21 protein-coding genes are annotated in these 20,896 nt (G+C 31.7%); 12 read left to right on the top strand and 9 right to left on the bottom strand.

Translation table 11 applies throughout. The features are described from left to right. Window positions 1-13 precede the first annotated feature (13 nt). The 6 genes from AX016_RS08000 to AX016_RS07975 all read left to right on the top strand — a co-directional run bounded on the left by AX016_RS08000 (window position 14) and on the right by AX016_RS07975 (window position 3,841). On the top strand, window positions 14-889 hold the full coding sequence (locus AX016_RS08000) for a hypothetical protein (RefSeq protein ID WP_100895111.1): 876 nt from the start codon (window positions 14-16) through the stop codon (window positions 887-889). An 81-nt stretch (window positions 890-970) separates the two neighbouring features. Further along, window positions 971-1,636 carry a hypothetical protein gene (locus tag AX016_RS07995; RefSeq protein WP_100895110.1) on the top strand — a complete coding sequence of 222 codons (666 nt, stop codon included), beginning with the start codon at window positions 971-973 and terminating at the stop codon, window positions 1,634-1,636. Then, complete coding sequence (locus AX016_RS07990; RefSeq protein ID WP_100895109.1) at window positions 1,633-1,827, top strand: hypothetical protein; 195 nt, start codon at window positions 1,633-1,635, stop codon at window positions 1,825-1,827. The genes AX016_RS07995 and AX016_RS07990 overlap by 4 nt, the downstream gene beginning before the upstream one ends. A gap of 9 nt (window positions 1,828-1,836) precedes the next feature. Then, a complete protein-coding gene (locus AX016_RS07985; protein ID WP_100895108.1) occupies window positions 1,837-2,760 on the top strand; it encodes a hypothetical protein in 924 nt (307 codons plus the stop codon). A 78-nt stretch (window positions 2,761-2,838) separates the two neighbouring features. Next, the gene (locus tag AX016_RS07980; protein ID WP_100895107.1) at window positions 2,839-3,075 is read left to right on the top strand and encodes a hypothetical protein; all 237 of its coding nucleotides are present in this window, start codon (window positions 2,839-2,841) and stop codon (window positions 3,073-3,075) included. 85 nt (window positions 3,076-3,160) lie between these two features. Further along, on the top strand, window positions 3,161-3,841 hold the full coding sequence (locus AX016_RS07975; RefSeq protein WP_100895106.1) for a hypothetical protein: 681 nt from the start codon (window positions 3,161-3,163) through the stop codon (window positions 3,839-3,841). Window positions 3,842-3,949: 108 nt separating this feature from the next. Here the strand turns inward: AX016_RS07975 and AX016_RS07970 are convergent, their stop codons facing one another. From AX016_RS07970 to AX016_RS07955, 4 genes are all read right to left on the bottom strand, one after another. Beyond that, entirely contained in the window at window positions 3,950-4,885 is a 936-nt protein-coding gene (locus AX016_RS07970) for a glycerophosphodiester phosphodiesterase family protein (protein WP_100895105.1), read from the bottom strand. Then, window positions 4,882-5,835: an alpha/beta hydrolase gene (locus tag AX016_RS07965; protein ID WP_100895104.1), complete on the bottom strand. Its 954-nt coding sequence runs from the start codon at window positions 5,833-5,835 to the stop codon at window positions 4,882-4,884. Before AX016_RS07965 ends, AX016_RS07970 begins: the two co-directional genes overlap by 4 nt. Before the next feature lie 24 nt (window positions 5,836-5,859). Then, window positions 5,860-8,361, bottom strand: a complete 2,502-nt coding sequence (locus AX016_RS07960; protein ID WP_100895103.1) for a TonB-dependent receptor — start codon at window positions 8,359-8,361, stop codon at window positions 5,860-5,862. Window positions 8,362-8,656: 295 nt separating this feature from the next. Continuing rightward, window positions 8,657-10,294 carry an ABC-F family ATP-binding cassette domain-containing protein gene (locus tag AX016_RS07955; RefSeq protein ID WP_100895102.1) on the bottom strand — a complete coding sequence of 546 codons (1,638 nt, stop codon included), beginning with the start codon at window positions 10,292-10,294 and terminating at the stop codon, window positions 8,657-8,659. A 182-nt stretch (window positions 10,295-10,476) separates the two neighbouring features. Between AX016_RS07955 and AX016_RS17290 the strand changes: the two genes are divergently transcribed. Next, window positions 10,477-10,617 (top strand): hypothetical protein, encoded by a 141-nt coding sequence (locus AX016_RS17290; RefSeq protein ID WP_198519415.1) that lies wholly within the window; start codon window positions 10,477-10,479, stop codon window positions 10,615-10,617. A 176-nt stretch (window positions 10,618-10,793) separates the two neighbouring features. Next, window positions 10,794-11,585, top strand: a complete 792-nt coding sequence (locus tag AX016_RS07950) for a DUF3575 domain-containing protein (RefSeq protein ID WP_100895101.1) — start codon at window positions 10,794-10,796, stop codon at window positions 11,583-11,585. A 187-nt stretch (window positions 11,586-11,772) separates the two neighbouring features. Here AX016_RS07950 and AX016_RS07945 read toward each other — a convergent pair whose 3' ends face one another. Continuing rightward, the gene (locus AX016_RS07945; protein ID WP_100895100.1) at window positions 11,773-15,225 is read right to left on the bottom strand and encodes a pyruvate carboxylase; all 3,453 of its coding nucleotides are present in this window, start codon (window positions 15,223-15,225) and stop codon (window positions 11,773-11,775) included. Between the two features lie 316 nt (window positions 15,226-15,541). Here AX016_RS07945 and AX016_RS07940 point away from each other — a divergent pair, with 316 nt between their 5' ends. Next, window positions 15,542-15,670 (top strand): 30S ribosomal protein THX, encoded by a 129-nt coding sequence (locus tag AX016_RS07940; RefSeq protein WP_075695785.1) that lies wholly within the window; start codon window positions 15,542-15,544, stop codon window positions 15,668-15,670. Between the two features lie 163 nt (window positions 15,671-15,833). Continuing rightward, window positions 15,834-16,382: a hypothetical protein gene (locus AX016_RS07935; protein WP_100895099.1), complete on the top strand. Its 549-nt coding sequence runs from the start codon at window positions 15,834-15,836 to the stop codon at window positions 16,380-16,382. A 2-nt stretch (window positions 16,383-16,384) separates the two neighbouring features. Here AX016_RS07935 and AX016_RS07930 read toward each other — a convergent pair whose 3' ends face one another. The 4 genes from AX016_RS07930 to AX016_RS07915 form a co-directional block, all read right to left on the bottom strand. Further along, a complete protein-coding gene (locus AX016_RS07930; RefSeq protein WP_157811112.1) occupies window positions 16,385-16,759 on the bottom strand; it encodes a hypothetical protein in 375 nt (124 codons plus the stop codon). A 49-nt stretch (window positions 16,760-16,808) separates the two neighbouring features. Continuing rightward, window positions 16,809-17,570, bottom strand: coding sequence for a peroxide stress protein YaaA (yaaA, locus tag AX016_RS07925; protein ID WP_100895097.1), 762 nt, complete (start codon window positions 17,568-17,570; stop codon window positions 16,809-16,811). Between the two features lie 95 nt (window positions 17,571-17,665). Further along, complete coding sequence (locus AX016_RS07920; protein ID WP_100895096.1) at window positions 17,666-18,694, bottom strand: RluA family pseudouridine synthase; 1,029 nt, start codon at window positions 18,692-18,694, stop codon at window positions 17,666-17,668. A gap of 21 nt (window positions 18,695-18,715) precedes the next feature. After that, entirely contained in the window at window positions 18,716-19,270 is a 555-nt protein-coding gene (locus AX016_RS07915; RefSeq protein ID WP_100895095.1) for a PASTA domain-containing protein, read from the bottom strand. Window positions 19,271-19,372: 102 nt separating this feature from the next. Here AX016_RS07915 and AX016_RS07910 point away from each other — a divergent pair, with 102 nt between their 5' ends. Together AX016_RS07910 and coaD are read left to right on the top strand one after the other, a co-directional pair. After that, window positions 19,373-20,347 carry a D-alanine--D-alanine ligase gene (locus AX016_RS07910; RefSeq protein ID WP_100895094.1) on the top strand — a complete coding sequence of 325 codons (975 nt, stop codon included), beginning with the start codon at window positions 19,373-19,375 and terminating at the stop codon, window positions 20,345-20,347. Between the two features lie 76 nt (window positions 20,348-20,423). Further along, window positions 20,424-20,879: a pantetheine-phosphate adenylyltransferase gene (coaD, locus tag AX016_RS07905; RefSeq protein ID WP_100895093.1), complete on the top strand. Its 456-nt coding sequence runs from the start codon at window positions 20,424-20,426 to the stop codon at window positions 20,877-20,879. Window positions 20,880-20,896: the final 17 nt, after the last annotated feature.

The raw sequence follows: 20,896 nt of genomic DNA, 5'->3' as shown, positions 1-20,896 counted from the left end.
AACAAATGAAATTTTGAAAAAAACAATAATATTAATTATTATAATATTGTCATTTAGTTGTGGTAATAATAGAAATAAACACTTAGAAGTAAAAAAAGAAAATCAACAAATTAATGAAAACAAAGGAAAAATATATTACTTACATTATAATTCTAATGCCGATTTTGAAATAATTTTTAATGGCGTTTCATTAATAAGAAATAACAAAATAGGAGTTGTTGATGATTATCAATATCTCAATCCATATATAAATAAGAAAGGTATTCAAACACTAAGTTTAAAAATAAAACCTCACGAAAAGGATGATTTATTAACAGAAAATTATCTCAAGAACATAAGTATTGATATCTACTATTCTGAAAATGATGAAAATCCACCATTTAAATTAGTGAAAAAATGCGAGTTAAAATCGATTGAAAAACCCGTAAAGATTTTTATTGATTCTTGGACATTTGAAGCAGAGGTTCCATATAATTTAATTGGACTTGAAAATTCTCAATCTTTTTTAGATAAAGATCAAAATGAATTATTAGAAAAAGTAATTGAAAAATATTCTACTGTTAATAGAATTATTAACAATGGGGATACTTTGAAATACTTAGAGATTTATAAAAAATCTAGAGAAAGAGAAATGAATTCTATGTATTATGACGTAAATAAACAAAAAGAATATTTAAATAATATAGTAAAGAGAGTTCAAGCCTCAAAAGGTTTTATGCAACCTATCTCCGATTATAGACTTTTTATACATCCTAATGGAAAATTAGTTCAATTGATTAATTCCAATGGTACTACGCCTTTATTTTCAATTGATGACAAAGGTAAAAGAAAATCTTATGGATTAATACTTCATCAGTTAAAAGGAGTAAATAAATTAAAAGTTTATTAAATGCTTAAGCCAAAACACATTGTTCTATTATTTTGTTTAGCGTTTCTACATAGTTGTCTATCACAACAGAGACTCCCTTCTTTGAAATCAAGCTTAAATAGAGAGAGAAAAAAACCAATACAACAGATAGCTAAAGAAAAACAATACATATATGGCTTAGACCTAACCAGCTACCAGCCCTACGAAATTTATATTAATAATATATTAATAGCCTATGATGCTTCTGGTGGTGGAGAACTTATAGATTTGCGTCCTTGGTTATTACACAATGGCACTTATACCATTACAGTAAAACTAACGCCTTCTAAAGATAATAAGTATTTAGAATTTTTAGAGGGGCTAGTAGATCGTATAAGTTTTGTACAGTTTTTAGAAGATACAGAGGGTGGTTTAGACAAAAGTACTATGATAGAGCAAGACCTACCGCTTATAATACAAGATAATATGCCTTATCTAGAGCAAAGCTGGGATGTAGAAATCACCAACTTACCCTATGAGCTAGAAGGTTGGCGTAACGGGCAAGACTTAAGTAAATGGGATAAAGATATATTACAAAAAAAAGCAGTATTATATTATGAAAGATTACGTACAGTCTTAAATAATGGTGATGCGGAAAAATTCAATGATATGTGTTTAAGAAGAGTAGAAGAAACGAATGTCTTTAACTATAATACAGGAAGAATTATTCGAGAAGAATTCGAGATTATGCAAAGGATAATATGTTACCTATACAAGATTGGACTATGAAAATCTATGGAAAAAGAAATCAATTAGTTACTCTAGAACGAAATACTAGTATGAACTTTCAAGGTTATGAAAGTTTAAATATAAAGGGCTGGAGTCCGCTGATGTTTGATTATAAAGGGGCTATAAGGGATTATCCTGTAAAACTCTATTTACCAAAAGACAGTGATGAGTTTGTAATAATACGTAAATAAGTATAAAATATGACAATAAAAAAGCACCTTTTAATTCTATCGCTATTTGTTCTTTTTCAAAGTTGCGGGCAAGAAAAAAAATCTCAAGCAGCATTAAATACCAAAATAGATGAAATAATAGCTTATGCGACTGAAGGCTTGCCTGATTATGAGAAAATGGAAAAACTCCCCGATTTATACAACATCTCCATTTCTAGCTCCAATTGCAAGTATGAAATATTAATAAATGACATACCAAACACTGCTTTTTTAGATGATTCGCAAGGGTCTGTAACTTCAAAAACAAAAGGAATTAACTCGTCTTTATTAAGTAGTAGGTTAACACCTATTGAAATTCGGTTATTTCCTAGTACAGGGAAGCAGGTTTTAGACAAATATGCATCTATCTCAATAAAAATAGAACACATACCACATATGGGCAGTGCCGAAGGCAGAGAAACTGTGTGGACCTATAAAATGCCAATGTTAGAGCAACCATTACCTACATTTGTGCATAAAGGAGCGTTTGAGGTTACAGTGCCATTTAAATTAACCTCTTTAGAAAATGCGGTAGATTTAAGCACTTTAGACAGCACCCAATTACGTAAAGAAGTAGATGCCCAGTTTGCTACATTTATAAGTATTTTAGAACAAGGTGATGGCGTAGCTTTACTAGATTTCACTAAAGAGAGAGAGAGAAGGAGTGCTAAAAAATGGTATTCAACTAAAGAAGAACTTAAAGAAGGAATGGTAGCTGATATAGAGGAAATAAAAAAATCTAAATTATTGCCTTTACCAAAAGCAGTATTAAAATTATATAGCAATAATAGAGTAGTTACACTTGAAAATGCTAAAACCCAAGAAACTTATATTTGGATGGATGATGGCGAGTATTATTCTGGGCGTGCTTTATATTTATATAAAACTAAAGATAATAAATGGCATGTTTGGTAAAAATATAGCTCTAATTTTTGGTTTTCTATAAAAAAAGTAAAGACATTGACAACTTATAAAATAATATTCTTATGTTTTTTGGGCTTATCTATAGCTTGCAACAGCCAAGTAAACCCAGAAGTACAAGAAATATTTATCAATTTAGGAGAAAATATAGTTGCCAATGACGAGGCTTACAATGCTAATATTCGCATAGGTGCTTGCAGTTACAAAGTACTAATTAACGATATGCGAGTAGATAGTTTTTTTGAGAGACTAAATGGTACTAACAGTGGTAGTATTCCCATAAACCCATATATTTTAAAAACAGGCTAGCAAACTTGGACGATTAGAGTGTACACAGAGTGGAACGCCGTAGCTTATGGAAATAGCAATGAGAAAAAGCAAATAATTCAATAGTATGAAAAAAATAATTTTATTAGTACTTAGTTCTCTGTGTTTTTATCAATGTAAAGCTCAAAAAGCAACCATAACACAACTAAACAACATCCCCGAAATAACTAAAGAGTTTGAGGTTTTTGATACGGCCACCTTTAACAAATACAAAACAGATAGTACATCTTTTTATGTAAATATTAAGTTAGATAAAAAAAAATATTTAGAAATGGCGAAAGGGCAAAATCAGCATCATTCGTCAGAATATAATAAAGATTCCTATTTTTTTATTAATAAAATATTTTATCCTAATAACAATATAAAATTTAAAGGAATCTACTTTAATAGTGGCTTTCCAAAAGGCATTTGGTACTATTACAATGAAGATGGTAGTTTTAGCCATGAAGTAGATTATGATGCTCCATACAAATTTAAGTGGAACGATATTCTAAAATATTGTATAGATCATAATATCATATTAGACAAAGGACATACAAACGGTGGTTGGCACACCACTATTAACAGAGTTAGTGTAGAAAAAATTAAGGCATCATTAAACGTAAAACCTATGTGGACTGTTGAACATTACATATTAAGCAATGAGAATACTCCTAACACTGGTAATGGCAGTATAGAAACAATTTACTTAGACGGCATTACAGGTAAAGTAATAAAACGAGAATACAAACAGCTAGCCAAAGAATAAAACTGCAATTCTTACTTATTATTAATACCTCAATACACCTATATAAGGGCATAAAAAAAGCTGTTTCAACTATGAAACAGCTTTTTAGTTTTTGGTTATTTAAGGTTATTATTTTCTGTATTGTATAGCCTTGTTAGGGTAATCTGTAATTAAACCATCTACTCCCATTACTAATAGGTTTTCCATATCAGTCTCATTATTAACTGTCCAAGGAATAACTTTCATATTTTTAGAGTGTAGTTCTGCTATAACTTCTTTAGATAACATACTATGTAACGGACTATATATTTGTGGTATAAACCCTAATGTATCTAAATTAGTTTTTACATCATCTTTATATACCAAAGCAGCCAATGTGTACTCTGGATAATTTTGATGCAAATATTGCAACACTCTAAAATCAAAACTTTGTAGCACTACATTTTCTACAGCAATTTTATCTTTAATTGTTGCTATAACTAAATCAGAAAAATCTTTTGGATTAGGATGATAAATACCATCTCCCTCTGGTAAACTCTTAATTTCTATATTATACTTTATTGGTGTTGCATTACCTGCTGTTAAAGAATCTGCAAGAGCTATAACATCTAACAATAAAGGTTTAGTTACAAACTGTTTTTCTTGCTCTGGAAACTTAACGTTACCCATACTACCACAGTCGTATTTTTGAGTTTGCTTGTACGTATGCTCATAAATATTTAATGCAATCGAATCTTTTTTAGCAATAGTTTGCCCAAGAGAATCCATACAAAAAAGCGGATTAAAATAAGGCTCATGAGATACCAAAACTTGTTTATCTTTGGTTACAGCCAAATCTAACTCAATAGTATTTACACCCAATTCTATTGCTTTTGTAAAAGCTGGTATGCTATTCTCTGGCATTAAACCTCTAGCACCACGGTGACCTTCTAAATCAAAATTATAAGTTACCACTGTTTCTTCAACCGGAGTTGCGTCTTCTTTTTTTTCTTTCTTTTTATCGCTCTGCTTACAAGCCATAAAACCAAGGCCAATAAGGCCGCAAATAACTATTTTTAATTTCATTTTATAATTTTATTTAAAAAGTCAACTGTATTTAAATACACACCTTCCCAATCTTTGGATCTAATATCACTTGCTATAACGTGATTTCCACTTCTTGGAAAAGCCATTTTAGTTTTATCTTCTTCTGGCGTTCCTAGAGCATTAAACATTACTTGCATTGCTGGCACAGAAACAACTTTATCTTGCTCTTCTTCATTTTTATAATAGTATCCTAAAAACACAGGACAAGTGACTTTTGAAAAAGTTTCTGTTGTCATTGTATTTGTAAGCATAGTAATTAATGAAATATAGCCATTTATGTGATAGTTAGTAGACCAATATTTTGCTTCTAATTCTGGACGTTTTTGCACTTGCATTGTACCTCCTAAAGCCTTGATAAATTGCTCTTTTCCTCCTGGTTGTATTACTGCTTTCATTGCTGGGTTAAGCAAATCTATAAATGGAGAATACAAAACCAACGCTTTTATATCTTTATCTTCTGCTGCTATTGCCAAGCTTAATGTACCACCTGTAGATGTGCTAATTACAATAACCTCATCTCCTAATTGTTTGCCATAAGCAATTGCTTGTTTTGCAGAAGCAATATAATTTTCTGGTGTTAAGTTTTCAAAAGTATTATCTCTGTAAATTCCGTGCTCTTCTAAGCGAGCCATATAGGTGTTTGCTTTAAAGTGAGTAGATAACTGAGACATTACTGGCTCACCTTCTGCATAACTAGCCCCAAAACCGTGCAAATACACAAAAGCTATAGGAGATTTTTTATACTTATAATCGTCTGACCATATAATATGTGCTTCATTATCTTTCTTAAGACCAACAACATTACTCTCCTCTATTTGTATATTTTTCTCTAACTCTTTTAGTTTTTGCATTTTTGCCCCTTTTTGTGCGGTTGCAAAAAACGCAAATACTAGAAATAAAGAAAGAATATATGTATTTTTATTTTTCATTTAATTGTTTTTTAATTATTTAGTTTAAAAATTTACAGACAATTGCAATCCGTAAAATGCAGGAGGACCAGCAATAAAAGTTGGTATACCAAAAGCACCACCTGTATTACCAGCATCTATAATAAACTTCTCGTCTAAAACATTAGTTGCATACAAACTAATCTCATATTTATCTTGTATAGTTACACCTGCTCTGATGTTTAGTAAACCATAATCATCTTGAGATATGTTTGGCAAATTAGTTTCCTCAAAAAATACTTTAGACTTATAAGTGTATGTTGGCCTTAAAAATACAGCAACTTTATCATTTAAAGTAGGGTTGATATTAAACCCTGCAGAGAAAGAATGTTCTGGTGTTAACCTAAACGTATTTCCTGCCAATTGCTGTAGGTTACCGTCTGAATCTTCATCGTCAAAAGAAGCATCTATATACCCATAATTAGCAAAGAAAGAACTGCTTTTTGCAAACTGATACTGCATAGCAGCCTCAAAACCTAATGCAGTTGCACTACCACTATCATTAGGAAGAATTACCAAACCATCTGTTTCATCTAAACGTGCTATTGTTGTTTGAAAGTTACTGTAGTCATAAAAGTACCCATTTACATCAAACTGTAGTTTATTGTCTAACATTAATGATTTTAGTCCTAACTCATAAGACCAAACAGTTTCGTCTGACAACACATTTACTTCTGTAGCTGATACATTAATTACATTTGGTCTTCTTCCGCGTGCAACATTACCAAAAACAGTTACTGCATCACTTAAATCATAATTAACTGCAAACCTACCTACTGCAGAGGTAAATGTTTCACTAGCTGTAATTTTTCCATTTGTTGGCGTAAATAAGTTGTTAGGGTAAGCTCCTAAAAAGTTACCTAACACCCCTGGATTATCTGCATTTATAACTTCTAAACCTGCATTACTATTCTCTAAGGTTGCTCTTAGTCCTAGTGTAAGAGTTAGCTTATTTGTAACATCATAAGAAGCATCTGCAAAAATATCACCAGAATAATTTTCTCCGTAATTAATAGAGTTTTCGCTATTAAAAGATAATAATGGAGCACCTGCCAATGGTCCAAAACTGCCAGGATCATTAGGAATGTTAGGGAACAAAGTAGGTACACCGTTTACTACCAAAGCATCTGTAGCTACTAAAAGCGCTAGGTAACTTTGCTCATTAACCTCAAAAGGAACTGCTTGTGATCCGTTTTCATAAAAGAAATTTGCTCCCACAAAACCAGATAATTTATCATCATTATCAAAATTAAAACGTACTTCTTGACTAAATTGTTCTCCTTCTGCAACCTCTCTAAAAAATAAAACTGGTGCTGCTGTACCATCTGCATCAAAGGCTTCATCTGAGTTAAATTTTCGGTATGCAGAAATAGAAGTTACATCCCACTTGTCATTAAGTGACGACTTTAAAATCCCAGTAAAACCATAAACTGTACGGTCTAAACCCAGTTCTTTACCACGTTCTAAGTCTGCAAAAGAGTTAGGATTTAAATCGCCTCCTAAAGGAGCAAAAGTTCCACTTTTAAAAGAAGTACCTGGAGGTGTATCTTGTTGCCAATTTGCAATAAAATCAAACGTAGTATTATCACTAATCATATATTTTAAAGAACCTCTAAGTGCCAAAGTTTCTTTACCATTTAGGTCTCCACCAGAAAGGTTTTCTATGTACCCATCTCTTCTATTGTAAATTGCAGCTACACGAGCAAATAACTTATCTTTTACTAAAGGAGTATTTACATAACCGTTTACTAAAAACTGATTGTAATTACCAATACCTGTTTTTAAAGAAGCAGAAGTCTCATTTTTAGCTTTATTTTGAATAATGTGCATTGCTCCAATTTGCGCCCCTCTACCAAAAAGAGTTCCTTGTGGGCCTTTTAAAACCTCTACACGTTCTATATCAAACAGCTCTACAACAGACCCACGAGATTTACTAATAGACACTCCGTCTTGAAAAACGGAAACTCTTGGCTCTACTCTAGAGTCGCCGCTATCACTAGTAATTCCTCTAACAACTATACCTGGGTTATTTACACTTTGAATTTGGATTTGCAAACCTGGTACATAATCTGAAAAAGTATCATACTCAAACGTACCTTGATTGTTTATAAACTCACTACCGTAAGAGGTAATTGCAATTGGCACATCTTTATTTAACTGTTCTCTTTTTTGTGCTGTAACCACTAAACCATCTAACTGAAAAGAAGGTTCCTTTAATTTAAAATTTACTGTAGTATTTGGGGTAGAAATTGTTACTGATTTTTTTATACTCTTGTATCCTAAGTAAGACACTGTAACTGTATATGTTTTATAGACTAAGTCATCAATTTTATAGGTTCCAGATTCATCTGTAACCGCGCCCATAGAAATGCTCTGTATAACCACATTAGCTCCAATTACAGGAGCTCCTGTTTCATCTACTACTTGCCCGTTAAGATTTCCTTTGTTTTGTGCCGCAACAGTACATACTGTTAGTAATAATAAAATAAAATAGTAATTCTTTTTCATTGTGTGTTTTTAAGTTGCCCAAAACTATATAGCTATTGTTAAGCTAAAAGTGCGGCTACTTTATAATAATGTTACACTAACATTAACACACATTAAGTAAGTATTAATAAAAAGTTACTATTGTTAATACAAGTTTAAACAAAACACACAAATAACTCATAAACAAATAATTAACATTAAAAGTGTTATTCAACTTATAAATTGCACAACCATTCAATTTATACAATAAAAAAAGCCCTAAACAATATAATTAAATATAATGTTTAGGACTTGTATCGAAAATTAAAAACAATCGCTATTTTTTTAAATCGATGTCTTTTATGTTTTTAATCTTATTACGTTCTAAAAAGGCATCAATAGTTTCAAAATGTTCTATTACACGTTGATCTTTAAACTCAAATACTTTTTCTGCTAAACCTTGTAGAAAATCACGGTCGTGAGAAACTAGTATTAAAGTACCATCAAAATCTAACAATGCTTCTTTTAAAACATCTTTAGACTTTAAATCTAAATGATTTGTAGGCTCATCTAATATTAAAAGGTTTACCGGTTCTAACAATAGTTTTACCATTGCTAACCTTGTTTTTTCACCTCCAGATAGTACACTTACTTTTTTATCTACATCATCTCCTTTAAACATAAACCTACCCAAAATATTTTTTATTTGCGTACGTAAATCTCCTTTAGCAACCTCATCTACCGTCTGAAAAATAGTTAAATCTGGATCTAGTAATGAAGCTTGGTTTTGAGCAAAGTAACCTACTTGCACATTGTGCCCTAAACTACACTTACCTTCGTACTCTATTTCTCCCAAGATAGATTTTATCATTGTAGATTTACCTTCTCCGTTTCTACCTACAAAAGATACTTTTTCTCCTCTGGAGATAGACATACTTGCGTTTTTAAACACAGTGTGGTCTCCGTATGTTTTGGTTAAATCTTCAACAGTTACAGGGTAATCTCCAGAACGCTGCGCTGATGGGAATGACAACCTTAAAGCTGAATTATCTACTTCATCAATCTCTATAATATCTAGTTTTTCTAACATACGTTCTCTAGATGTAACCTGATTTGTTTTGGAATACGTTCCTTTAAACCGCTCTATAAAACGCATATTGTCCTCTATAAACTTCTGCTGTTCTTCATATGCTTTTATTTGGTGTGCTCTACGCTCTTCTCTTAATTGCAAATAGTGAGAGTAATTTGCCTTGTAGTCGTAAATTTTACCCATAGTAACCTCTATGGTTCTATTAGTAATATTATCTATAAAAGCCCTGTCATGCGATATTACCATTACAGCTTTTGCTTTGTTTACTAAAAAGTCTTCTAACCAAATTACAGATTCTATATCTATATGGTTTGTTGGCTCATCTAACAAAATTAAGTCTGGCTTTTGCAGTAGTATTTTTGCTAGTTCTATACGCATACGCCAACCACCACTAAACTCACTTGTTTGTCTTGTAAAATCTTCCGACCTAAAACCTAAGCCTTTTAATGCTTTTTCTACTTCTGCATCATAATTTACATCTTCTAAGGCATAATATTGCTCTCCAAGCTCAGATACCTCTTCTATAATCTTCATATAGGCATCACTCTCATAATCTGTTCTTGTCTCTAACTCTTTGTTTAAAAAGTCCATACGGTCTCTCATTGTAAAAACGTGACTAAAAGCCTTAGAAGCCTCCTCTACAACCGTACAATTATCCTCTGCTAGTAAATGCTGAGGCAAGTAAGCTATTACAGTATCTTTAGGACAACTAACTTTGCCTTTAGTAGCCTTTTGTTTACCGGCAACAATTTTCATCATTGTAGATTTACCTGCACCGTTTTTTCCCATAAGTGCTATTTTATCATTTTCATTAATAACAAAATTTACACCACTAAATAAGGTTGTTCCACTAAATTCTACTGCAATATTATCTACTGTAATCATCTGTATATTTTAAAGACTGCAAAACTAACAAAAAGTAAAGTATGTAATACGTGGTTTAAATAGTTTAGTAAAAAATATACAAAAAGCCATTTAACACTCATTAACAAAGACTTAGAAGTATATTAACTAAGAAACTATAAGTTATCTTGTATATTAAGCTTGAACTTAAAAAATAAAATGACATGGGAATTATTGAAGATAAAAGATTAAAAAGAAAAGTAAAACAAACAAACCCTACAAACCCTACTGGGAACACCAATATAAACACTAACAAGTTTGATATTGATTCTGAAACCATTAAGGATCAGCAAAATAAGAAATAACCCCACTAGTTTTTATATGCAAAAGCCCTGAGATCTTTATGATTTTCAAGGCTTTTCTTTTTTTACAAAAAAAATACGTTAGTAGTAATTTAAAGTAAAATTTTAAAAAATAAAGTCATATTATTACAATAATTTCCTACGGAAATAGTTTTATTTAATCAATTTAAAAACAAATAATGAAAAAACAAATTTTACTACTTACTACATTCTTATCTGTTACGTGTTTTACGTATGCACAAGAATTAGAACCTACTGAACAAGCTAATAATGAAGAACAGTCTACTTTAGAGTATCAGGACAAAAAAAACATTGCTAAACTTAGTTTAACAAGTTTGGTCTTTAGAAACTTTCAGTTTCAGTACGAAAGAGTTTTAAACAAAACTTTTTCTGTTGCATTATCTTATGGTACAATACCTGAAGGTGGTATTCCTTTTGGAAGTTCTTTTGTTGATGAAGACGAAGATGATGACTTGTCTAACATTGTTAACAATGGTAAAATGAGCTACTCTAGTTTTACACCAGAAGTACGTATTTATACAGGAAAAAAAGGATATGGAAAAGGCTTTTATTTAGCTCCATTTTTTAGAGCATCTAAATACACTTTTAAAAATGTGAACTTTAGCTATGATGCAGATGGTGGTGGAACAGAAACTTTAACTACTAGCGGTACTATTAAAGGGAGTACTTTTGGCTTATTAATTGGATCTCAGTTTAACTTAGGAAGTAACCTTGTTTTAGACTGGTGGATTGCTGGTCCGCATATTGGATCTAGTAATGGAAATTTAAAAGGTGTGTCATCTAGAGTTTTATCTCAGAACGAACAAGATGCATTATTAGAAACTTTACAAGACACAGATATTCCTTTAGTAGATACAGAGTATAAAGTTGATGCTAATGGCGCAGAAATAGATTTAGATGGTCCTTGGGCTGGCGTACGTGCTGGTTTAAGTATTGGATATAGATTTTAAATACTAAATAATTAATTACATATAAGCCCTAAAGTCTAAGAATAGATTTTAGGGCTTATATTTTATACGTGTTAACTCATAATTATTTATTACAGTAATACACTTTGTTAGATAAAAATTAAAAAAACACCACTCTTCTACAGCAAGAAGAATGGTGTTTACTATTTTTAATAGTTACTATATAGAGCTATTTAAGCACTAGTACTAAATCATCAGAATTTACTAAGGAACCACCAGACAAATGCACTTTATCTACAACACCTTCTGCTGTTGCGGTAACGGTAGTTTCCATTTTCATAGCTTCAATTACAAATAAAGGCTGGTTCTTTTTAACCTCTTCTCCTTTTTTAACTAAAACATTAGATAATAAACCTTGCAGTGGAGCACCTATTTCTTTATCATTTTCTTTATCAGCTTTAATATTTTGAGCTTTAACAACTTTTATTGCCTTATCCTTAACCATAACATTACGTAGCTGTCCGTTAATTTTAAAGAATATGCTTACGTTTCCGTTTTCATCAGGTTCGCCTTTTAACATTAATGATACTAGCACGTTTTTACCACGATCTAGCTCTACTATAATTTCTTCACCCACTTCCATACCATAAAAGAAGTTCTTTGTTGGTATATTCATAACATTACCATATTTAACATGGTTGTTATAAGCATCTGTAAATACTTTTGGATATAGCTTGTAAGACAAGAAATCTGTCATTTCTAAATCTCTACCCATACCTTTTCTAAATTTACGTTTAAAAGACTTAAACTCTTTATCAAAATCTATAGGTTCTAAATGCGCATTTGGTCTTTCTGTATATGCATCTTGGTCCTTTAAAATTATTTTTTGAAGCTCTTTTGGAAAGCCACCTACAGGCTGACCTAAATCTCCTTTAAAGAAACTAATTACAGACTGTGGAAAAGAAATTGAATCTCCTTTTTCTAAAACATCTTGCACAGTTAAATTATTACTAATCATATACTGCGCCATATCACCTACTACTTTAGAACTAGGCGTTACTTTTATAATATCTCCAAAAAGCTGATTTACTTCTCCGTACATTTTTGTTACATCAGGAAACTTATCCTCTAAACCAAGAGCAATTGCTTGTCCTTTTAAGTTAGAATATTGTCCTCCAGGAATCTCATGCTTATATACTTCTCCTGTACCAGATTTTAGTCCAGACTCAAACGTATAGTAATAATTACGTACAGTTTCCCAATAGTTAGAGTATTCTGCTAACTTATCTGTATCCAATTTATTTTCGCGTTCGTGAAAACGTAACATTTCTACTAGAGAATTAAAGTTTGGTTGAGAAGTTAAACCAGACAATCCGCCTAGTGCCACATCTACAACATCTACACCTGCTTCTATAGCTTTTAAATACATTGCTCCTTGTATAGAAGATGTATCATGTGTATGTAAGTGTATTGGTATATTTATTTCTGATTTTAAGGCCGATATAAGCTCAAACGCAGCGTTTGGTTTTAACAAACCAGCCATATCTTTAACTCCTAAAATATGTGCACCAGCATTTTCTATATCCTTTGCTAATTGAATATAATACTTAAGATCATACTTTGTTTTCTTTGGATCTAATATATCACCTGTATAACAAAGAGATCCTTCTGCTAAACCACCTGTTCTATTACGTACGTGCTCTATAGTTGGAGCAATAGATTTCATCCAATTTAACGAATCAAAAATACGAAACACGTCTACCCCTGTTTCCCAAGATTTTTCAACAAATTTTTCGATTAAATTATCTGGATATGCCGTATAACCAACGCCGTTAGAACCACGTAAAAGCATTTGCAACAATACGTTTGGCATAGATTTACGAAGTAATGCTAAACGTTCCCATGGATTTTCTTGTAAAAAACGCAAACAAACATCAAAGGTTGCACCACCCCAAACTTCCATACTAAATATTTCTGGAAAGTTTTTAGCATAGCCTTCAGATACTTTTAGCATATCTGTAGTTCGCATACGAGTTGCCAACAAACTTTGGTGACCATCTCGCATTGTAGTATCTGTAAAATGTACTTTTTTCTCATTCTTTAACCACGTAGCAAAACCTTCTGGCCCTAGCTCTGTTAACAAGTCCTTTGTTCCTTTTGGATACGAACTCATTTTTTCAAAAGAAGGTACCTTTGGTTTAGAAAAAACGTGATTTGGATCTTTCTTTTTTACATCTGGATTACCATTTACAATAGTTTCACCTAAGTATTCTATTAATTTATTAGCACGGTTTCTTGGCTCCACAAACTCAAACAAAGAGGGTTCGTTTTTAATAAAGTTAACCGTAACCTTACCATCTCTAAAAGTTTGGTGCTTAAGAATATTATCTAAAAACGCCATATTACTTTCTACACCCCTAATACGAAACTCTGCCAAAGCTCTACGCATTTTACGACAAGAACCATCTAAAGTTCTACTAATAGCAGAAACCTTTACAAGCATAGAATCAAAAAATGGAGAAATACGTACTCCTTGGTAAATACTACCTGCATCTAATCTAATACCAAAACCCGAAGCACTTCTGTAAGTTGTAACTACACCATAATCTGGTTTAAAATCGTTTGCAGGATCTTCTGTAGTAATTCTACATTGCAAAGCATAGCCAGTTATTTTTACAGAATCTTGGTCTTGTATTTTTATTTGTTGATCTGATAATTTGTAACCACCGGCAATAAACAACTGTGCTTTAACCAAGTCTATATTGGTAATCATTTCTGTTACCGTATGTTCTACTTGTATTCTTGGGTTAACTTCTATAAAGTAAATACTACCATCATCATCTACCAAAAACTCTACTGTACCTATATTATTATAATTTACAGCCTTACAAATATCTATTGCATATTTATATAAGCTATCTCTGGTTTCTTGCGGCAAACCTATAGATGGGGCAAATTCTATTACTTTTTGGTAACGTCTTTGCACAGAACAATCGCGCTCATACAAATGCACCATATTACCGTGTGTATCTGCAACTATTTGTACTTCTATATGCTTTGGGTTTTCTACAAATTTTTCAAGAAAAACAGTATCGTCTCCAAATGCATTTAAAGATTCTCTACGGGCTTCAGGGAAAGCTTTTTCTAATTCTTCTTGTGAACGTATAACACGCATTCCACGGCCTCCACCGCCAGAAGCAGCTTTTAACATTACAGGATAACTTATACGCTTAGCTTCTTCTATAGCTATACTTACATCTGTTAAATCTTTATTACTACTTTGTATAACAGGAACATTATTAGCAACCGCTACCTCTTTTGCAGTAATTTTATCTCCTAAAGACTTTAGTACTGACACCTTTGGACCAACAAAAATAATATCATTGTCTGCACATTTCTGAGCAAACTCTGCATTTTCAGACAAAAAGCCATAACCAGGATGAATAGCATCTACACCATTTTCCTTAGCTACCTCTATTATAGCATCTATATTTAAATATGGTTTTAAAGGCTCATGATCTTCTCCTATTTGGTAACATTCATCTGCTTTGTACCTATGCAATGAATAGCGATCCTCATAGGTGTATACACCAACCGTTTTAATGCCTATTTCTACACAAGCTCTAAAAATACGGATTGCAATTTCTCCCCTATTTGCTACTAAAACCTTATTAATCTTCATTTATTACTATATTTATTAGTGTTTACTAATTAATTCCAATAATTTTATAAAACTACTCAAACACATTCAGAATAATTTAACAAAATCACCTCCTTATTCCCTGTTTTCAAAGGTACTTTATTTAAGCGTTTTTAACAATACTAAAATTTTACAAAACAGGGTTATTTCGTATCATATTATCACTATTTTACCTATATTACAATTATTTAATAAGTAATAAGCATAATACACTGCATATTTAATTCTTGGTAGTTTTTATTTTTAGCTTGACTTTCTCTTATAATTTTAGTACCTTTTAAGAGAATTAAAAAAAACTATGGGAAAAGGAGATAAGAAATCTAAAAGAGGAAAAATAATAAATGGCACTTACGGTGCAAGAAGAAAACGAAAAATTAAAAAACAACCAACATTACAAGAAAAAATTAGTCCAGATAAAAAGAAGTAAACCAACCAGTTATGCTTTTTATCTATAAAAAGTTACAGTTAAACCGACATAAAAGGGCATTTACACCACAACTTTGCTTATGTTTACCACATAACTTTTAATAAAAACCAAAAAAAAACCAACTTTGTAATAACAAGTTACAAACAAAACCAACCCCCAGGATATGCTTAAAAGTACATTTGTATTAATATCACTTGTAATAACAACATCTTTTACAAGCACAACTACTTCTAATTGCGATAATGCTTACTCCGCAAGTTCATACGCACTTAATTATGCTAAAAAATCTTTAAAAGCTGATAATTTTGATCACCAAAAATTTTATGCAAATAAAGCTTTTATTGCTCTTGAAAAAACCAAAAAGTTAATGAAAGAGTGTGATTGTGCCGATGCTAAAAATTCGGTTTTAAGTGGATTAGAAAATATTGATAAAGCTGCAACACCTAAAGATTGGGATTTAGGAAGACATTATGCTAAACTAGCACTGTTAGATGTTGAAAATACAATTACCGCATTAGACATTTTTACTCAAAACGGCATTAACACCGTTTCTTCTGATATAGAATTAAAAAATAATGCTTTATTATTAGAAGCTGTAGAATTAGAAAAACAACGTGTAGCTCTTGAATCTGAGATAGAAAAGTTACTTTCTAAAAAGAGAGCTTTAGCTATTAAAATTGCTGAGAATATTCAAAAACAAAGGCAAAACTAAAATTAGTCAACCACTAATTTTAGTTCTACTCCGTTATTTTCTTCTACAACATTAAGCTCATAAGTATAAAAACCTAGCGGCAAAGGTGTTTCTCCTACATAATCTATTGCTTGCAATGTATATGTTTCACCATCTGCTTCTATCAAAATTGAAGCGTATGCGTATGCCGTTTCATACTCAAAATACTCAGACACTTCTCCTGAAGCAACGTTTGTATGCACATTTTCTGCATCTCCATTTACTTGCACCATATCATAATTTACCTCACTAACATTTTTTATCCTAATATTAACAGCTTCAAGGTTGTCATCCCTATCATCACAACTAAAAATAGTTAGCACTAATACAAGTAAAGGAAATAGAATTTTATTTTTCATAGGAAACATTTATTTGTCTACTGTAAAAAACGGAATTTTAAAGATATTATTATCTAATAAAAACTGGCATATTCTCTTTTTCAGTGTACTCCTCACTAAAAGTATAGCCATCTGTGGTAAAGTTTTTAATATCATCTAAAGTTTCTGCATTAGTGTCTATAATATAGCGCACCATAGAACCTCTTGCTTTTTTGGCATAAAAACTTATTACCTTTAACTTATCATTCTTCCAATCTTTAAAAACTGGAGTAACAATTGTAGCATTTAATGCTTTTTTATCTACTGCACCAAAATATTCGTTACTAGCTAAGTTTACAAAAACCTCATTTTCTTTTAATTCTGAATTTAAATACTCTGTTACATCTTTTTTCCAGAACTCGTGTAGGTTTTTATTTGTATCTACCGGCATTTTTGTACCCATTTCCAAACGGTAAGGCATCATTAAATCTAACGGTCTTAAAACGCCATACAAACCTGATAAGATTCTTAATTTATCTTGTAAAATTGCTAATTTATCTTCCTGTAAAGAATACGCGTCTAAACCTTGATACACATCTCCATTAAAAGCAAAAACAGCAGGTCTTGCATTTTTTACAGTAAAAGGAATTGTAAAATCTTGATTACGTTGCCAGTTTAATTGTGCCAAATTATCAGAAACACCCATTAGCTCAGATATAGCCTTTGGCGATTTCTTTTTAAGAACCTCATTTAGCTTTTTAGCTTGTTTTAAAAACTGAGGCTCTGTAAATTCTTCTGTTGGCAATTTAGAGTCAAAATCTAATGACTTCGCTGGCGAAATAACAATCTTCATCTTATTTTTAATTTGGTATAAAAATAAACATCATTTTTATGTTATTACACAAACTCTAAAAGAGATTTTAAATACTAGTATAGTAAAAACTAATGTTATTGAGAATGCTTAGCGTAATGCCTCCACTTTTCTATAACACTTGCCATATCTTCTGGTATTTCTGTATTAAACTGCATAAGTTCTTTTGTAACTGGATGTACAAAACCAAGTGTTTTTGCGTGTAATGCCTGTCTTGGCAATATCTTAAATGCGTTTTCTACAAACTGTTTGTATTTTGTAAAGGTTGTTCCTTTTAAAATACGCTCTCCACCATAGCGCTCATCATTAAATAATGTATGCCCTATGTGCTTCATATGCACTCTAATTTGGTGTGTTCTTCCAGTTTCTAGCTTACAAGAAATAACCGTAACATACCCTAAACGTTCTATAACTTTATAATGAGTTATTGCTTCTTTTCCTTCGTCTCCATCAGGAAAAACGTGCATTTGCAATCTATTTTTTGGATGTCTACCTAAATTACCCTCAATAGTACCTTCGTCATTTTCAACATTACCCCATACAATAGCTACGTACTCCCTTTCTGATGTTTTATCAAAAAACTGTTTAGATAAAAACGTCATTGCTGCCTCAGTCTTGGCAACTACTAAAAGTCCAGACGTGTCTTTATCTATTCTATGCACTAAACCTGGCCTATCACTACTATTGTTTGGCAATTCATCTTTACAATGGTGTAACAAAGCATTAATTAAAGTTCCAGAGTAATTTCCGTGCCCTGGATGCACAACCATACCTGCGGGTTTATTTACCACCATAAGCACATCATCCTCATAAACAACGTCTATAGGAATATCTTCTGCTTGTAGTAAAAACTCATATGGCGGATGCGTAAACATAACACGTATGTCATCATTTGCCTTTACCTTATAATTTTGTTTAACCACCACATTGTTAACCCAAATATGGCCATCTTTTGCTGCTTTTTGTATTTGACTACGTGTAGCGTTTTCAATAAAATTCATTAAAAACTTATCTATACGTAAAGGCTCTTGCCCTTTAGAAGCAACTACTTTATGGTGCTCATAAAGCTCATCTTCATTGGCTTGTGGCCCAATTTCTTCAGTCATATATTATGTTGCTTACTATTATTAGTGGTTACCGTTACCACAAACCAACTCTACCTTAGAGGTCTTTGGTAATTTATCTCCGGCTTTAATTTGTTTTCCTTTATACTTTATTTTAAGTACCATATCTTCACCTATATTGTCTACATAGGTAACCTTTAAAACATCTAAACCAACAGCACGTAACATAGACGTAGCATTACGCTTTGTTTTTTGTATTACTTGTGGTACAGATACTTTTTTATATCCAGATGGGTTTACTGTAAAATATATTTTCCTATTCTTTTTGACTTTATTACCTGCTGGTGGATTTTGTTCAATAATAGAAAACCTTGGGTAATTAGGGTTATAATTTGCAGAATCTAATACCTGAGAACGTAATCCTACCTTATCTATTTCGTGTTTCATTTGAGAGACTGCCATTTTAGAAAAATCTGGCACCTCTACAAATTCACCATGATTTGTTGTAGACTTTAACCATTGCAAAGCAACAAACACCAGTACAACCACTACTCCTAGTGCAATACCTAATTGTATTATTAATGTTTTACTTTTTAAAAAGTTGAAAAAATTTCGCATAACTATAATATTATCGCACAAATATATAAAACCCAATGCTTTTTTCTTTAATTTAAAAAAATGATATTTGTTATTAGCATTAATGACCCTTATTAATTTACCATGAAAAAAAATATTGCCATTATAATGGGAGGCTACTCTAACGAGTATAAAATATCCTTAAAAAGCGGAAACGTTGCTTACAAATACCTAGACTCTAACAAGTTTAACCTATATAGAATTCATATATTAAAAGAAAAATGGGTTTATGTAAATGCTAATGATATAGAGTCTCCTGTAGATAAAAGTGATTTTAGTATTAAAGAAAATGGACAAAAAATAAAGTTTGACTGTGTGTTTAACGCTATTCATGGTACACCTGGTGAAGATGGCTATCTACAAGCTTATTTTAACTTAATTGGAGTTAAGCAAACAGCATGTGATTTTTACCAAGCCGCACTTACATTTAACAAAAGAGATTTACTTAGCACATTAAAACCTTATGGCATTAAAGCTGCTGCTTCTTATTACTTAAATAAAGGTGATGTTATAAAAGAAGAAGAAATTATAAATACAGTTGGACTACCTTGCTTTGTAAAAGCTAACAAAGCTGGTAGTAGCTTTGGCATATCTAAAGTACACAAAAAAGAAGATTTAGCAAAGGCAATTGAAAATGCGTACCAAGCTGATGATGAAATTATTATTGAGGCTTTTTTAGATGGCACAGAGGTTTCCGTTGGCGTTATTACTTATAATGGCGAACCAAAAGTTTTACCAATTACAGAAATTACCACAGAGAACGATTTTTTTGATTACGAAGCCAAGTACGAGGGCAAATCACAAGAAATTACACCTGCTCGCATTACCAAGGAGCAAGAAGAAAAAGTTAGTAATATAACTAAAAGAATTTACAAGATTTTAAAAATGAAAGGCTATACCAGAAGCGAATTTATTTTTGTAGACAATGAGCCATATATGTTAGAAATGAATACTACACCTGGCCTAACCGAAGAAAGTATTTTACCGCAGCAAGCAGCAGCAGCAGGAATATCTTTACCAGAATTGTTTGAGAGTGCTATAACAGAGGCATTAAGATAAATTAACTAACTTTAGCGTTCGTAAAAATCTGCTATACAACTTAATACATTTTTACATTAAAATAAAAACCACTACTATGAAACGTGCCATATTCCCTGGGTCTTTTGACCCTTTAACTTTAGGCCATACAGATATTATTAACAGAGGTATTACACTTTTTGATGAAGTAATTATTGCTATAGGTATTAATGCTGATAAAAAATACATGTTTACCCTGGAACAACGTATGCAATTTATTAGTGAAGCTTTTAAAGATGAGCCAAAAATAAAAGTTATGACCTATGAAGGGCTTACGGTAGAATTTTGCAAAAAAGTAGACGCTCATTTTATTTTACGTGGTCTGCGTAATCCTGCAGATTTTGAGTTTGAAAAAGCCATTGCACACACCAACAGAAAATTATCAGAAATTGAAACCGTATTTTTACTAACTTCTTCTGGCAAATCTTATATAAGCTCATCTATTGTGCGCGATGTTATTAGAAACAATGGTGATTATACCAGCTTAGTACCAGATACAGTTAGAGTTTTATAAATACAAAACCACCCCTT

Source organism: Cellulophaga sp. RHA19 (genome assembly GCF_002813425.1).
GTDB lineage: Bacteria > Bacteroidota > Bacteroidia > Flavobacteriales > Flavobacteriaceae > Cellulophaga.
The sequence above is the reverse complement of the archived record's forward strand: the minus strand, read 5'-3'. Positions and strand labels throughout refer to the sequence as shown.

What these genes read in the sequence shown, in the direction of transcription:
- AX016_RS07930 (WP_157811112.1), bottom strand. Translation starts at nt 16,759, where the DNA reads ATGAAAAATAAAATTCTATTTCCTTTACTTGTATTAGTGCTAACTATT.
- AX016_RS07975 (WP_100895106.1), top strand. Translation starts at nt 3,161, where the DNA reads ATGAAAAAAATAATTTTATTAGTACTTAGTTCTCTGTGTTTTTATCAA.
- AX016_RS07935 (WP_100895099.1), top strand. Translation starts at nt 15,834, where the DNA reads ATGCTTAAAAGTACATTTGTATTAATATCACTTGTAATAACAACATCT.
- AX016_RS07910 (WP_100895094.1), top strand. Translation starts at nt 19,373, where the DNA reads ATGAAAAAAAATATTGCCATTATAATGGGAGGCTACTCTAACGAGTAT.
- AX016_RS07920 (WP_100895096.1), bottom strand. Translation starts at nt 18,694, where the DNA reads ATGACTGAAGAAATTGGGCCACAAGCCAATGAAGATGAGCTTTATGAG.
- AX016_RS07955 (WP_100895102.1), bottom strand. Translation starts at nt 10,294, where the DNA reads ATGATTACAGTAGATAATATTGCAGTAGAATTTAGTGGAACAACCTTA.
- AX016_RS07970 (WP_100895105.1), bottom strand. Translation starts at nt 4,885, where the DNA reads ATGAAATTAAAAATAGTTATTTGCGGCCTTATTGGCCTTGGTTTTATG.
- coaD (WP_100895093.1), top strand. Translation starts at nt 20,424, where the DNA reads ATGAAACGTGCCATATTCCCTGGGTCTTTTGACCCTTTAACTTTAGGC.
- AX016_RS07965 (WP_100895104.1), bottom strand. Translation starts at nt 5,835, where the DNA reads ATGAAAAATAAAAATACATATATTCTTTCTTTATTTCTAGTATTTGCG.
- yaaA (WP_100895097.1), bottom strand. Translation starts at nt 17,570, where the DNA reads ATGAAGATTGTTATTTCGCCAGCGAAGTCATTAGATTTTGACTCTAAA.
- AX016_RS07960 (WP_100895103.1), bottom strand. Translation starts at nt 8,361, where the DNA reads ATGAAAAAGAATTACTATTTTATTTTATTATTACTAACAGTATGTACT.
- AX016_RS07990 (WP_100895109.1), top strand. Translation starts at nt 1,633, where the DNA reads ATGAAAATCTATGGAAAAAGAAATCAATTAGTTACTCTAGAACGAAAT.
- AX016_RS07985 (WP_100895108.1), top strand. Translation starts at nt 1,837, where the DNA reads ATGACAATAAAAAAGCACCTTTTAATTCTATCGCTATTTGTTCTTTTT.
- AX016_RS17290 (WP_198519415.1), top strand. Translation starts at nt 10,477, where the DNA reads ATGGGAATTATTGAAGATAAAAGATTAAAAAGAAAAGTAAAACAAACA.
- AX016_RS07915 (WP_100895095.1), bottom strand. Translation starts at nt 19,270, where the DNA reads ATGCGAAATTTTTTCAACTTTTTAAAAAGTAAAACATTAATAATACAA.
- AX016_RS07945 (WP_100895100.1), bottom strand. Translation starts at nt 15,225, where the DNA reads ATGAAGATTAATAAGGTTTTAGTAGCAAATAGGGGAGAAATTGCAATC.
- AX016_RS07940 (WP_075695785.1), top strand. Translation starts at nt 15,542, where the DNA reads ATGGGAAAAGGAGATAAGAAATCTAAAAGAGGAAAAATAATAAATGGC.
- AX016_RS07950 (WP_100895101.1), top strand. Translation starts at nt 10,794, where the DNA reads ATGAAAAAACAAATTTTACTACTTACTACATTCTTATCTGTTACGTGT.